10 protein-coding genes are annotated in these 14,409 nt (G+C 73.0%); 8 read left to right on the top strand and 2 right to left on the bottom strand.

The features are described 5' to 3' along the window. Positions 1-37 precede the first annotated feature (37 nt). Complete coding sequence (locus ACLQ22_RS08685; RefSeq protein WP_425691807.1) at positions 38-178, top strand: hypothetical protein; 141 nt, start codon at positions 38-40, stop codon at positions 176-178. A gap of 93 nt (positions 179-271) precedes the next feature. Here ACLQ22_RS08685 and ACLQ22_RS08680 read toward each other — a convergent pair whose 3' ends face one another. Continuing rightward, positions 272-1,291 carry a LacI family DNA-binding transcriptional regulator gene (locus ACLQ22_RS08680; RefSeq protein WP_425691760.1) on the bottom strand — a complete coding sequence of 340 codons (1,020 nt, stop codon included), beginning with the start codon at positions 1,289-1,291 and terminating at the stop codon, positions 272-274. A gap of 375 nt (positions 1,292-1,666) precedes the next feature. Here ACLQ22_RS08680 and ACLQ22_RS08675 point away from each other — a divergent pair, with 375 nt between their 5' ends. From ACLQ22_RS08675 to ACLQ22_RS08650, 6 genes are all read left to right on the top strand, one after another. Further along, positions 1,667-2,956: an ABC transporter substrate-binding protein gene (locus ACLQ22_RS08675; protein WP_425691759.1), complete on the top strand. Its 1,290-nt coding sequence runs from the start codon at positions 1,667-1,669 to the stop codon at positions 2,954-2,956. A gap of 69 nt (positions 2,957-3,025) precedes the next feature. Beyond that, positions 3,026-4,042: a carbohydrate ABC transporter permease gene (locus ACLQ22_RS08670; protein WP_425691758.1), complete on the top strand. Its 1,017-nt coding sequence runs from the start codon at positions 3,026-3,028 to the stop codon at positions 4,040-4,042. A gap of 106 nt (positions 4,043-4,148) precedes the next feature. Next, positions 4,149-4,982, top strand: coding sequence for a carbohydrate ABC transporter permease (locus ACLQ22_RS08665; protein WP_366640194.1), 834 nt, complete (start codon positions 4,149-4,151; stop codon positions 4,980-4,982). Continuing rightward, the gene (locus ACLQ22_RS08660) at positions 4,979-7,429 is read left to right on the top strand and encodes a glycoside hydrolase family 2 protein (RefSeq protein WP_425691757.1); all 2,451 of its coding nucleotides are present in this window, start codon (positions 4,979-4,981) and stop codon (positions 7,427-7,429) included. Before ACLQ22_RS08665 ends, ACLQ22_RS08660 begins: the two co-directional genes overlap by 4 nt. Positions 7,430-7,599: 170 nt before the next feature. Continuing rightward, positions 7,600-7,938: an ArsR/SmtB family transcription factor gene (locus ACLQ22_RS08655; RefSeq protein WP_089003636.1), complete on the top strand. Its 339-nt coding sequence runs from the start codon at positions 7,600-7,602 to the stop codon at positions 7,936-7,938. Continuing rightward, positions 7,935-9,782, top strand: coding sequence for a SulP family inorganic anion transporter (locus ACLQ22_RS08650; protein WP_425691756.1), 1,848 nt, complete (start codon positions 7,935-7,937; stop codon positions 9,780-9,782). The genes ACLQ22_RS08655 and ACLQ22_RS08650 overlap by 4 nt, the downstream gene beginning before the upstream one ends. Positions 9,783-9,920: 138 nt before the next feature. On the opposite strand, the gene ilvD is transcribed toward ACLQ22_RS08650, so the two are convergent. Continuing rightward, positions 9,921-11,768 carry a dihydroxy-acid dehydratase gene (ilvD, locus tag ACLQ22_RS08645; protein ID WP_425691755.1) on the bottom strand — a complete coding sequence of 616 codons (1,848 nt, stop codon included), beginning with the start codon at positions 11,766-11,768 and terminating at the stop codon, positions 9,921-9,923. A 128-nt stretch (positions 11,769-11,896) separates the two neighbouring features. Between ilvD and ACLQ22_RS08640 the strand changes: the two genes are divergently transcribed. After that, positions 11,897-14,221: a putative bifunctional diguanylate cyclase/phosphodiesterase gene (locus ACLQ22_RS08640; RefSeq protein WP_425691806.1), complete on the top strand. Its 2,325-nt coding sequence runs from the start codon at positions 11,897-11,899 to the stop codon at positions 14,219-14,221. The last annotated feature ends 188 nt before the right edge of the window (positions 14,222-14,409 follow it).

The raw sequence follows: 14,409 nt of genomic DNA, 5'->3' as shown, positions 1-14,409 counted from the left end.
TTCGCCCCGCGGCTACCGGTCCTACCGGGCCGAGCAGCTGCACCGGCTCAACCGGGTGATCGTCCTCAAGGAACTCGGGCTCACCCCTCGGGCAGGTGCGGCTCCGGCGCCTCGGCGAGGCGGGCGTCGCCCCCAGCGGCCCGAGCCTGGCCTGGTACGAAGCGGCGGGGGAGGGTGAGGCCGTGGTGGTGCACGCCGGGGTGACGGTGGCGGCCGACCGCGCGGCGGCGCGGGACTTCGCGGTCGTCGACCTGCCCCCGGTGCCCGCCGTTCAGCCGGCGCGCGGCGGCGCCGTGCTGCCCCGGGGGGTCAGGTGGGCCGTCTCGTCCTGGACGCGGTCGGCTGGCGCGCCGCCGATCACCGCGAGCAGCTGCCGGGCGGCGTGCGCGCCGTACGCCGGGATGTCCCGGCCGAGCGCGGTCAGCGGCGGGTGCACCAGCTGGCAGAGCGGCGAGTCGTCCCACGCCACGATGGACAGGTCACCCGGCACGGCGAGGCCCATCTCCTGGGCCACCGACAGCCCCGCTATCGCCATCACGTCGTTGTCGTAGATCACGGCGGTGGGTCGGCCGGCCGAGCTGAGCAGCCGCCGGGTGGCGCGGGCGCCCTCCTCGCCGGTGTAGTCCGACGGCACGGTGACCGCGTCGGCCAGGCCGAGCCGGCGGCACACCTGGGTGAACGCCTCGGTGCGGATCTCGGTGTGCAGCAGGGCGGGCAGCCCGCCGACGCGGGCGATGCGGCGGTGGCCGAGGGCGACCAGGTACTCCACGGTTTCCACCAGCGCCGCCGCGTCGTCGGACCAGACGCTGGCCAGCCCGCCGGTGCCGCCCGGGCCGCCGATCACCACCGCGGGCAGGCCCAGCTCCTCCAGCACCGGCACCCGGCGGTCGTCGGCGCGCAGGTCGCAGACGAGGACGCCGTCGACACGGCGCTCGCCCCACCACCGGCGGTAGACCGCGACCTCCGCGTCCTGGTCGGCCACCACCTGGAGGGTGAGGGCGTACGACCGGGCGGAGAGTTCGGCCTCGACGCCGCTGATCAGCTCCATGAAGAACGGCTCGATGCCGAGCGTGCGGGCCGGGCGGCACAGGGCCAGGCCGACAGCGTCGGCAGTGGCCCCGGAGAGGGAGCGGGCGGCGCGGCTCGGGTTGAAGCCGATCTCGGCGGCGATGGCGAGGATCCGCTGCCGGGTGGCCTCGGAGACCCCGGGCTGGCCGTTCAGCGCGTAGGAGACCGCCCCCTTGGACACCCCGGCACGGCGGGCGACGTCGGCGATCGTGGGCCGCTTCACCGGCGTACTCCTCCACTCTCCCGCCCGGGCGGGTGTCACCACGAGGCCGGGGCGACCGGCGGCGGTCCACGCTACTGCACCGTCCCGGGAGCGGGCCGGCGCGACCAGGGCGCGCCGCCGGGCCGGTCGCCGACTTTCCCGGTTAAGTGATCGTGATGCGGCTCGGGCCGTACCGTCGGCGCGCGTTCCGGTCTCTCGCCGAAATGGTTCCACCTCCCATGATCGCGCTCCCACGGTCGTTGCAGATTACCCCGAGACGCCCGTGGCGACTGCCCGTTGACACTGTCGAAACCGGACCGTACGGTGGCGGAACTTATCCGGTTCAGTCAACGGCTCTCGATGTCGGGAGCGATCCCATCTGGCGCGGAGGATGACATGAGACGGTCCTTGACGCACTGGGCCAGGGCGGCCGCCGTCGGCGCGGTCAGCCTGGTCATGGTCGCGGCGTGCAGCGGCAACAGCGGGGGTGGCGGCGACTCCCAGGCGGGCGGCCCGGTCACCCTCAAAATCAACTTCTGGGGCGACTTCGGGCTCGACGAGCTCAAGACGAAGTACGAGGACGCGAACCCGAACGTCAGGATCAGCCTGAACACCGGCGAGTACAACGCCCAGCACGAGGACCTGCAGAAGAAGCTCGTCGCCGGCTCCGGCGCGCCGGACATCGCCGCCGTCGACGAGGGCTTCGTCGTTCAGTTCCGCGGCCAGGCCGACAAGTTCGTCAACCTGCTCGACAAGGGCGCCGGCACGTACGAGCAGAAGTACCTGCCGTGGAAGTGGAAGCAGACCCTGACACCCGACGGCAAGGCCCAGATCGGCCTCGGCACCGACGTCGGCGGCTTGGCCATGTGCTACCGCACCGACCTGTTCAAGGCAGCAGGGCTGCCCACCGCACGCGACCAGGTCTCCGCGCTCTGGCCCACCTGGGACAGGTTCATCGAGGTCGGCCAGCAGTACACGGCCAGGAGCGGCAAGAAGTTCATCGACGCCGGCACCAACATCTTCAACCCCGTCCTCGGGCAGCAGCCGGTCGGCTTCTACGACGAGAGCGAGGCGCTGAAGATGGACGGCGGCCCGAAGGTCGCGTTCGACGTGGCGGCCCGGACCATCGCCGCCGATCTCTCGGCCAACCTCACCGCGTTCTCCCCCGAGTGGAACAGCGGCTTCGTCAAGGGCAACTTCGCCGTGCTCGCCTGTCCGGCCTGGATGCAGGGGCACATCAAGAACACCGCCCCCGGCACCAGCGGCAAGTGGGACGTGGCCGCCATCCCCGGCGGGGGCGGCAACTGGGGCGGCTCGTTCCTGACCATCCCCAAGCAGGGCAGGAACGTCGACGAGGCGTACAGGTTCGTCGAGTGGCTGATCCAGCCCGAGCAGCAGATCGAGATCTTCAAGAAGGTCGGCAACCTGCCCTCCCAGCCGGCGCTCTACCAGGACCCGGCGATCAGGGACTTCACCAACCCCTTCTTCAGCGGCGCCCCGGTCGGCCAGATCTTCTCCAGGACGGCGGAGAACCTGACCCCCCAGTACCTCGGCCGCCGGAACGGCCCGACCCGGGTGGCGGTGGAGAACGTCCTGAACCGGCTGGCCACCGGGAACCTGAAGGGCAAGCCCGACCAGGCGTGGACCGAGGCGGTCAAGGAAGCCGAGAAGGCCGCCAAGTCCTGACCGTACGCCGGTCGGGGCGGGTCGCCCCGTCCCGGCCGGCCGTCCCACCCGGTCCCCTGGAGGTCCCCGATGTCCACCACCCGCGCCGCCCCCGAGACGCCCCGGCCCGGCCGGGACTCCGGCGCGACGGCCAGCCACCGGAACCGCCCCTACGAGCCCGGCCCCTGGCGCACCCGGCTGCACCGCTTCGACATGCGCTACGTGCCGTACCTGCTGATCGCCCCGTTCTTCCTGCTCTTCGCCGTCTTCGGGCTCTTCCCGATCGTCTTCAACGGCGTCGTCGCCCTGCGCCATTGGCGGCTCGACGACCCGACGCTGACCGGCTGGGCCGGGCTGGAGAACTTCCGCCGCTTGTTCACCGACGACGACTTCTTCAACGCGCTCTCCAACACCTTCGGCATCTTCCTGCTCTCCACCGTGCCGCAGTTGCTGCTGGCGCTGGTCGTCGCGTCGCTGCTGAACCGGAAGCTGCGGGCCCAGACCTGGTTCCGGGTCGGGGTGCTGCTGCCGTACATCACCCCGGTGACGGCCTCCACGCTGATCTTCTCCGTGGTCTTCGCCCGGGACACCGGCATCGCCAACTGGGCGCTGTCGCTGCTCGGCATCGGCGAGACCGCGCCGATCGACTGGCGGTCCGCCAAGTGGTCGTCGTGGATCGCCATCGCCACCATGGTCAACTGGAAGTGGATCGGCTACAACGCGCTGCTCTACCTGGCCGCCATGCAGTCCATCCCGCGCGACGTGTACGAGGCCGCCGCCGTCGACGGCGCCGGGCCGTGGCGCCAGCTGTGGCGGATCACCGTGCCGATGATCCGGCCGGTGGTCATCTTCACCGTGGTGCTCTCCACCATCGGCGGCCTGCAACTGTTCACCGAGCCGATGCTCTTCGACGCCAATCCGGCCCTGGGTCTCGGTGGCGACGACGGGCAGTGGCAGACCGTCGCGCAGCTCATCTACAAGGTCGGCTGGAGGGACCTCAACCTCGGCTACGCCGCCGCCATGTCCTGGGCCCTCTTCCTGGTCATCCTGCTCGTCGCGGGGATCAACGCCCTGATCACCAACCGCCTGGGAGGTGGCAAGCGGTGAGCGCGAGGAGTGAGCTTGCGAGCCCCGTAGCCGCGAACGAAAGGAGGTACAGGTGAAGGTTTCGAACTCCCGGCGGGCGGCGCTGACGGGCCGGGCGCCGCAGCACATGCCCGGCACCGTCTGGACCTACCTGTTCCTGAGCGTCGTGATCGCGTTCTCGGCGTTCCCGCTCTACTGGATGTTCGTCATCGCCACGAACACCGACGAGGCGCTGGCGAAGATCCCGCCCCAGGTGCTGCCCGGCGGTCAGCTGGTCACCAACCTGCGGGAGGTCTTCTCCATGCAGGACGTGTTCTTCCTCCAGTCGCTCGGCAACAGCGTGATCGTGTCGTCGGTGGTGACGGCGTCGGTGCTCTTCTTCTGCTCGTTGGCCGGTTTCGCCTTCGCCAAGCTGCGGTTCAAGGGACGTAACGCGCTGATGGTCATGGTCGTCCTGACCATGACGGTGCCGAACCAGCTCGGCGTCGTCGCGCTCTACATCCTGATGGGCCGGATGCCCGGCGAGGGCGGCTGGAACGGCACCCTCCTCGCGGTGATCGTGCCCGGCCTGGTCACCGCGTTCGGCGTCTTCTACATGCGGCAGTTCATCCTCGACGCGGTCCCCGACGAGCTGGTCGAGGCCGCGCGGATGGACGGCGCGAGCACCATGCGGATCTTCTGGAGCGTGGTGGTGCCGGCGGTCCGGCCCGCCATGGCGGTGCTCGGCCTGCTGACCTTCGTCGCCACCTGGAACGAGTTCCAGTGGCCGCTGATCACCCTCGGCGGCACCGACTACCCGACCTCGATGGTCGCCCTCTCCGACCTCGCCAGCGGCAACTACGTGCTGTACCGGCGGGTGCTGGCCGGCGCCCTGGTCGCCACCCTCCCGCTGCTGGTGATGCTATTCGTCGGCGGCCGTCAGATCGTCCGCGGAATCATGGAAGGTGCGGTGAAGTCGTGATCCGGCAAGCGTTGCACGAGGGCTGGACCCTGCGGGCGGTACCGGGGCCGCAGGTGCCGCCCGCGGTAGCGGGCCGCGCGGTGCCGGCCACCGTCCCCGGCTGCGTACACACCGACCTGCTCGCCGCCGGCCTGATCCCCGACCCGTACCTGGACGACAACGAGAAGGCGCTGGCCTGGATCGGGCGCACCGACTGGGTCTACGAGACCACCTTCCGCCACGAGCCGGGCGACGACGAGCGGGTCGACCTGGTCTGCGCCGGCCTGGACACCGTCGCCACGCTCACCCTCAACGGCGCCGAGGTCGGCCGCGCCGAGAACATGCACCGCGGCCACCGCTTCGACGTCCGGTCGCGGCTGGTCGCGGGGTCCAACACCCTGGCCGTACGCTTCGACTCCGCCTACCGCTACGCCGAGGCGCAGCGGGACCGGCTCGGGGACCGGCCGAACGCCTACCCGGAGCCGTTCCCGTTCATCCGCAAGATGGCCTGCAACTTCGGCTGGGACTGGGGGCCGACCCTGGTCACCGCCGGCATCTGGCAGGAGATCGGGCTGCACGCCTGGTCCACGGCGCGGCTGGCCGTCGTGCGTCCCCTGGTGACCGTCGAGGCCGGCGACGGTCGGGTGGAGCTGCACGTCGAGGTCGAGCGGGCCGGGGACGCGCCGCTGAGCGTGCGGGCGACCGTCGTCGGCGCGCGGGCCGAGGCGACGATTCCGGCCGGGCAGCGCACGGCCGCGCTGACCCTCACCGTCCGCGATCCGGCGCTGTGGTGGCCCCGGGGGTACGGCGACCAGGCCCGCCACCCGCTGGAGGTGACGCTGTACGACGCCGACGCCCGCCCACTCGACACGTGGTCCCGCCGGATCGGCTTCCGCTCCGTACGCCTCGACACCGCCCCCGACGCGCACGGCACCCCGTTCGCCCTGCACGTCAACGACACCCCGGTCTTCGTCCGGGGGGTCAACTGGATCCCCGACGACGCGTTCCCCACCCGGATCACCCGGGACCGGCTGGCGCACCGGTTCCGGCAGGCCGCCGACGCGAACGTCAACCTGCTGCGCGTCTGGGGCGGCGGCCGGTACGAGTCGGACGACTTCTACGACCTCGCCGACGAGCTGGGGCTGCTCGTGCAGCAGGACTTCCTCTTCGCCTGCGCCGCCTACCCGGAGGAGGAGCCGTTCCGCGCCGAGGTGGCCGCCGAGGCCGCCGAGCAGGTGGTCCGGCTGGCGCCGCACCCGTCGCTGGTGCTCTGGACCGGCAACAACGAGAACATCTGGGGCTGGCACGACTGGGACTGGCAGGAGCCCCTCGCGGGGCGCAGCTGGGGGCGCGGCTACTACCTGGAGCTGCTGCCCCGGATCGTGGCCGAGCTGGACCCGACGCGCCCGTACTGGCCGGGCAGCCCGTGGTCGGGCAGCGAGGAGATCCACCCCAACGACCCGGCGCACGGCACGACGCACATCTGGGACGTCTGGAACACCGACGACTACACGAAGTACCGCGAGTACGTGCCGCGCTTCGTCGCCGAGTTCGGCTACCAGGCCCCGCCCGCGTACGCGACGCTGCGCCGGGCGCTGTCGGACGAGCCCCTGGCACCCGACTCGCCCGGCATGGCGCACCACCAGAAGGCGATCGACGGAGACGCCAAGCTCCGGCGGGGGCTCGACGCCCACCTGCCGCCACCGGCGGACTTCGACGACTGGCACTGGCTGACCCAGCTCAACCAGGCGCGGGCGATCCAGCTCGCGGTGGAGCACTTCCGCTCCCACCGGGACGTCTGCGCGGGCACGATCGTGTGGCAGCTCAACGACTGCTGGCCGGTGACCTCGTGGTCGGCCGTCGACGGCGACGGCCGCCGCAAGCCGCTGTGGTACGCGCTGCGCCGGGCGTACGCGGACCGGCTGCTGACCGTCCAGCCCCGCGCGGGCGGCCTGGCCCTGATCGGGGTCAACGACGGGGCGACCCCGTGGCGGGCGACCGCCTCGGTGACCCGGCTGACCCTGACCGGCGAGCCCCGGGCCAAGACGACGCTGGAGCTGGACGTCCCCGCGTACGCCAGGATCGAGCTGGCGCTGCCGGCGGAGCTGGCGCGGCCGGAGCAGGCCCGCCGCGAGCTGCTGGTGGCCGACGCGGGCGGGACGGCCGAGCGGGCGCTCTGGTTCTTCGCCGAGGACCGCGACGCCGACTGGCCGCCGGCCGGGTACGACGCGTCGGTCGAGCCGGTCGACGGCGGGCACCGGGTCCGGGTCACCGCCCGCACGGTCCTGCGCGACCTGACGCTCTTCCCGGACCGCCTCGACCCGGCGGCCGAGATCGACGAGGCGCTGGTCACCCTGCTACCCGGCGAGTCGACCACGTTCACGGTGCGCACGAACGCCCCACTGGCCCCGGCGGCCCTGACCACCCGCCCCGTCCTGCGCCACGTCAGCGACATCGTCGCCGACTGAGGTGTTCGCGCGGCCGGGGAGCCGCGACGGAGATCTTGGCAAGATACCGCCCCCGCAGGGGCCGCACCGCACCAAGATCTCCGTCGCGGGCACCCCGTTGCGCACCAATTGAAGAGTTTTGCAAGTGCTAAAGTTGGCAACCGGATGTGGGTCGCATGACGGAGGCTGACGTGTCGGTACCGCTCTACCAGGCGAAGGCGGAGCTGTTCCGCACCCTCGGCCACCCGGTACGGATCCGGGTGCTGGAGCTGCTTCAGGACGGGCCGAAGCCGGTCCGCGACCTGCTGGCGGCCATCGACGTCGAGGCGTCCAACCTGTCGCAGCAGCTCGCGGTGCTGCGCCGGGCCGGCATGGTCACCTCCAGTCGCGAGGGCGCCCTCGTGATGTACGCGCTCAGCACCCCCGACGTGGCCGACCTGCTCGCCGCCGGGCGGCGCATCCTGGGCGCGGTCCTCACCGACCGGGACGCGCTGCTGGACGAGCTGCGCTCCTCCGGGACGCAGCGGTGAGCCAGGCACTCGGGCTGGGCGAGCGCTTCCTCGGGCTGCTGCCGCCGCGCGCCGACTGGCAGGCCGTCCGCCGCTCGCCCCGGCGTGACCTGCTCGCCGGGCTGACCGTGGCGGTGGTGGCGCTGCCGCTGGCCTTGGCCTTCGGCGTCACCTCCGGGCTCGGGGCACAGGCCGGGTTGGTGACGGCGGTGGTGGCCGGCGCCGTCGCCGCCGTCTTCGGCGGCTCCCACCTCCAGGTCTCCGGGCCGACCGGGGCGATGACCGTGGTGCTGGTGCCGGTGGTCCAGCAGTTCGGCCCCACCGGTGTGCTGATGGTCGGAGCGCTGGCCGGGCTGGTGCTGATCGCGCTGGCCCTCGCCCGCCTCGGCCGGTACGTCCACTACCTCCCCGTCCCCGTGATCGAGGGATTCACCGCCGGTATCGCGGTGGTCATCGCCCTGCAACAGGTGCCGGCGGCGCTCGGGGTGACCGACGCGCACGGCGACCGCGTCTGGGCCGTGGCCGCCGACGCGGTCACCCGGTTCATCGCGGACCCGCGGCCGGTCCCGGTGGCGATGGCCCTCGGCGTCGCGGCGGTGATGCTGCTCGGCGCCCGCTGGCGTCCCGGCTGGCCGTTCTCCCTGTTCGGGGTGGCCGTCGCGACCGTCCTGGCCGAGACCACCCCGGTCGAGCTGGCCCGCATCGGCGCCCTGCCCGCCGGCCTGCCCGCGCCCTCGCTCGGCTTCGTCGACCTCGACGCCGTCGGTGTCCTGCTGCCCTCCGCCCTCGCGGTCGCCGCGCTGGCCGCCTTGGAGAGCCTGCTCTCCGCCACCGTGGCGGACGGGATGACCGTCGGCCAGCGCCACGACCCCGACCGCGAGCTGTTCGGCCAGGGCCTGGCCAACCTCGCCGCACCGGCGTTCGGTGGGATTCCGGCCACCGCCGCCATCGCCCGTACGGCCGTGAACGTGCGCGCCGGCGCCAGCTCGAAGCTGGCCGCGCTCACCCACGCCGTCGCCCTCGCCGGGATCGTGCTGGCCGCCGCCCCGCTGGTCGGCCGGATCCCGCTCGCCGCCCTGGCCGGCGTCCTGCTGGCCACCACCGTCCGGATGGTCGAGGCCGGGTCGCTCTGGGCGCTGGCCCGCGCCACGCGTGGCGACGCCCTCGTGCTGGTGCTCACCTTCGCGGTCACGGTGGCCCTGGACCTGGTGACCGCCGTTGCGGTCGGGGTGGGCGTGGCGATCGTGATCGCCCTGCGCGCGGTGGCCCGCACGGCCCGGGTGGAACAGGTTGCCCTCGACCCCGGCGAGCACAGCGCCGAGGAGCGTGCCCTGCTCGCCGACCACATCGTGGCCTACCGGCTGGACGGCCCGCTCTTCTTCGCCGCCGCGCACCACTTCCTGCTCCAACTCTCCGACGTGGCCGACGTGCGCGTGGTGATCCTGCGGATGTCCCGGGTGACGGCCCTCGACGCCACCGGCGCACAGGTGCTCGGCGACGCCATACTCCGGCTCTCCGAACGCGGCATCACCGTGCTGCTCTCCGGCATCCACCCGGGCCACGACCAGGTGCTGGCCACCCTCGGCGTCGCCGACCGGCTGCGCCGCGACGGCCTGGTCTTCCCCGACACCCCGGCCGCCATCCGGTACGCCCGGACCGTCGTGCTGCCCGGCCGTGGCGTCGCGCTGATGCAGAAGGCACCCTGTTCCCCGGGTGGTCCTTCCGGCCTCGCGGGTGCGGCGGCCCGTCTGCACCCGCCTCCGCTGACGAGCGGAAGCGGGTGCCCACGGAGCACGTGCCGAGCTGATGTCGTAGACGATTCATCGCAGTTCGGTGGCACAGCGCGGCCCGGACGCCTCGCCTGATGTCACAAACGACTCAGCTCGAAAGCGCCCGTACGGCCCTTCGCCCGCGGACCGGCTCGGCGACCACCACCGCCCCAGGGAGCACGGATCACCCGGTCAAGGCTGCGTGACGAGACACTGGCGAACGCGCCGCGGCGGCTACTCCGGGACGCGGCGGTAGGCGCCGTCGCTGGCCGAGGTGGCCATCGAGGCGTACGCGCGCAGCGCCGCGGACACCGGCCGCTGCCGGTCGACCGGGGTGTACGGCTTGTCGCGCTTCTCCTGCGCGACGCGGCGGGCCTCCAGCACGTCGGGGGCCACGTTCAGCTCGATCGACCGGCCCGGGATGTCGATGACGATCTCGTCGCCGGACTCGACGAGGGCGATCAGCCCGCCGGAGGCCGCCTCCGGTGAGACGTGCCCGATGGAGAGCCCGGAGGTGCCGCCGGAGAAGCGGCCGTCGGTGAGCAGCGCGCAGGAGCGGCCCAGGCCCCGGCCCTTGAGGAACGAGGTCGGGTAGAGCATCTCCTGCATGCCGGGGCCGCCCTTCGGCCCCTCGTAGCGGATCACCACCACGTCGCCGGCGACGATCCGCTTGTTGAGGATCGCCTCGACGGCGTCGTCCTGCGACTCGTAGACCTTGGCCGGGCCCCGGAAGGTCAGGCACTCCTCGGGCACCCCGGCGGTCTTCACGACGCAGCCCTCCGGGGCCAGGTTGCCGTGCAGGATGGCCAGCCCGCCGTCCGCGCTGTAGGCGTGCGCGAGGTCCCGCACGCAGCCCCCGGCGGCGTCGGTGTCCAGCGACGACCAGCGGTTGGTGGTGGAGAACGGCTCGGTGGTGCGCACCCCGCCCGGGGCGGCGTGGAACAGCTCGACCGCCTCCGCCGTCGCCGACCCGCCCCGGACGTCCCAGTCGGCGAGCCAGCGCTCCAGGCTGGGGGAGTGCACCGCGTGCACGTCCCGGTGGAGCAGGCCGGCCCGGTCCAGTTCGCCGAGGATGGCCGGGATTCCGCCGGCCCGGTGCACGTCCTCCATGTGGTACTGAGGGGAGTTCGGGGCGACCTTGGCCAGGCAGGGCACCCGGCGGGAGACGGCGTCGATGTCCGCGACGTCGAAGTCCAGCTCGGCCTCGCGGGCGGCGGCGAGCAGGTGCAGGATCGTGTTGGTCGAGCCGCCCATCGCCACGTCCAGGGCGACCGCGTTCTCGAACGCGGCCCGGCTGGCGACGGCGCGCGGCAGCACGGAGGCGTCGTCGCCGTCGTACCACCGCTTGGCGATCTTCACGACGGTGCGGCCGGCCTCGACGAAGAGGGACCGGCGCGCGGCGTGGGTCGCCAGCGTCGAGCCGTTGCCCGGCAGCGCCAGGCCGATCGCCTCGGTGAGGCAGTTCATCGAGTTGGCGGTGAACATGCCGGAGCACGAACCGCAGGTCGGGCAGGCCGACCGCTCGATCTCGCCGAGCTGGTCGTCGGTGACGGCCTCGTTGGAGGAGGCGATCATCGCGTCGATCAGGTCGATCTTGGAGTGCACGACGCCCTCGATCGCCACGGTCTTGCCGGCCTCCATCGGCCCGCCGGAGACGAAGACGGCCGGGATGTTCAGCCGCAGGGCGGCCAGCAGCATGCCCGGAGTGATCTTGTCGCAGTTGGAGATGCAGACCAGGGCGTCGGCGCAGTGCGCGTTGACCATGTACTCCACCGCGTCGGCGATCAGCTCCCGGCTGGGCAGGGAGTAGAGCATCCCGCCGTGGCCCATGGCGATGCCGTCGTCCACGGCGATGGTGTTGAACTCTCGGCCCACCCCGCCGGCCTCCGCCACCGCCTCGGCGACCAGGCCGCCCATGTCCTTGAGGTGCACGTGACCGGGTACGAACTGGGTGAAGCTGTTGGCGATGGCGACGATCGGCTTGCCGAAGTCGTCGTCGGTCATCCCGGTGGCCCGCCACAGGGCCCGGGCGCCGGCCATCGTCCGACCGTGCGTGGAGGTCTTCGACCGCAGCTCAGGCATGCCCACCAGTGTGACACCGTCGCCGGGACGGCCGGCCGCCGTGCGCGCCGTGTCCCAAAGGATGCACACCCGGGCCCCCACGCCGCGCGCGCATCCGGCAGAGTTGGAACGTGCAGTTCCCCCCGGGCATGGTCGCGGTCGCGGTGCTGTGCGGGCTGGTCGCCGCGGCGGCCACCGCGCTGTCGGCCGCCGGCGTCCTGCGCCGCGCCGGGCCGCACCGGCAGGCGTACGCGTTGCTCGCCGCCGCGTCCGGGGTGGCGCTGGTCACCCTGCTGGTCGGGGTGGCCGTGGCGCTCTCCATCGCCGGGCACGAGGGGCACGCCCCGGACCGGCGCATGGGCTGGGCCGGCGTCGTGTCGATCGGCACGGCGGTCAGCGGGCTGATCTTCTCCGCCGGGCTGCTCCGGCTGCCCGGCGTGGCCGCCACGGCGGCGGCCACCGCCCGGCTGGCGCTCGACGGCCTGGTGATGGCGACGGCGTTCTGGTTCGTCGGTTGGGTGATCTTCTCCGAGCCCACCCGGCTGCTCGGCGACGCCACCCCGGTGGCCTGCGTGCCGATCCTGCTCGCCACGGTCAGCGCGGCCCTGACCGCCGGGCTCGCCCTGATCGTGGCCTTCCGTGCCCCGCCGCCGCGCGGTCGCGCCGCCTGGGCCGGCGCCGGGGCCACCGCCGTCACCTGCGGCGGGCTCGGCATCGCCACCGGTCTCTGCCAGGCCGGGCCGGGCATGGCGCTGGTCGGGGCGGGCGTGCTCGCCGCCGGCCTGGTCGCCGCCGCGTCGGCCGCCCGCCGGCCGGACGCGGCGGACCGGCCGGCCACCGACCTGATCCGCCGCGACGGCGCGTACGCGTTCGTCCCGATGTTCGCCATGGCCGCCTCGGCGATGTACCACCTGCTCCAGGACGGCCGGTTCGACGCGCTGGGCATCGTCGCCGGCAGCGTGGAGGGCTTCGCCCTGGTGACCCGGCAGTACCTGACGCTGCGCGACGTGCGCGGCTACGCCCGGCGGCTGGCCGAGCGGGAGGCGCACTTCCGCGAGCTGGCGCACACCGACCAACTGACCGCGCTGGCCAACCGGCGAGGGCTGTTGCGGGCGCTGCACCGGTGCGCCGAGGCCGGCGCGCCCTGCGTGCTGCTCGGGCTCGACCTCGACGGCTTCAAGCACGTCAACGACATGCGCGGCCACGACGTGGGCGACGCGGTGCTGGCCGAGGTCGGCGAGCGGCTGCGCGCCAACCTGCGCCCCGGCGACGTGGCGGCCCGGCTCGGCGGCGACGAGTTCGCGGTGCTGATGCACGGCCAGCCCGCCGACGCGGACCGGGTCGCCGAGCGCCTGCTCGGCGTGCTCGGGCGCGCCTACGACCAGCCGGAGGGGCCGGTCTTCCTGTCGGTGAGCATCGGGGTGGCCGGCTGGACGGACGAGCCCGACGTGGAGCTGCTGCTGCGCCACGCCGACCTGGCGCTGCGCTACGCGAAGCAGCGCGGCAAGAACCGGATCGAGCGCTACGACGCCGCGTACGACCAGCTGCTGCGCCGGCGTACCACGCTGGAACACGAGCTGCGCGGCGCGATCGAGCGCGACGAGCTGCGCCTGGCGTTCCAGCCGGTGGCGTCGCTGCCCTCGGTACGCCCGGTCGGCGCGGAGGCGCTGCTGCGCTGGCGCCACCCGGTGCTGGGCAACGTCGGCCCGGACGAGTTCATCCCGCTGGCCGAGGAGTGCGGGATGATCGCCAAGCTGGGCGCCTGGGTGCTGCACCAGGCGTGCCACCAGCTCTCCCGCTGGCTGGCCGACGGCCACGACGTCTGGGTCTCGGTCAACGTGTCGCCCCGCGAGCTGCACGCCCCGGAGTACGTGGTCCAGGTCGCCGAGGCGCTGCGCGCCCACCGCGTGCCGCCGCAGCGGCTGGTGCTGGAGGTCACCGAGCACGCCGTCGCGACGGACCTGGACGAGCTGATCCGGCGGCTGACGGCGCTGCGGCTGACCGGTGTCCGGATCGCGTTGGACGACTTCGGCGCCGGATACTCGTCGCTCGGCCAGCTGCGCCGCCTGCCGATCGACATCCTCAAGATCGACCACGGCCTGGTCGCGGAGCACGAGCCGGTGCGGCCGGTGGGCAGGGACGGCCCGGCGTTCGCGCCGATGGTCGACATCGTCATGCGGCTCGGTCACCAGCTCGGCCTGGAGGTCATCGCCGAGGGGGTGACCACGCCGACGGAGCTGGCCGCCGTGGTCGCCGCCGGCTGCCGGTTCGGCCAGGGAGCGCTCTTCGGCTGGGGCGTGCCGGCCGAGCACCTGGAAGCCATGCTGGAGGCGGCCACGTCCCCGGGGGCCCGCCCGGCCCAGGCCCCGGCGCCGGCCGGCCCGCCCGCGTCGCCGCCGCCCCGGCGGCTGCCGACGCTGCCCGCCCCACGCCCCTCCGGGCAGGGGTCCACGCAGGTGGAGCGGGGTTCCTAGCGTCCCGGACGGGTGAAATCCGACGCTCCGTCAACCAACATGTGGGATCAGTTGACTCATCGCGTGAGATGCGTCAGGCTTGCCGCATGTCGTCGTACCGGTCGCTGCGAGTACTTACCTGAGCGCACTCTCCATGTCGAGAGTGCGCTGGCCCCGTGCATCCTGCACGAGGGCTTTTTTGTTGCCGT

The organism is Micromonospora sp. DT178 (genome assembly GCF_049841695.1).
Taxonomy (GTDB): Bacteria; Actinomycetota; Actinomycetes; order Mycobacteriales; family Micromonosporaceae; genus Micromonospora.
This window is presented reverse-complemented; position numbering and strand designations above follow the sequence as displayed.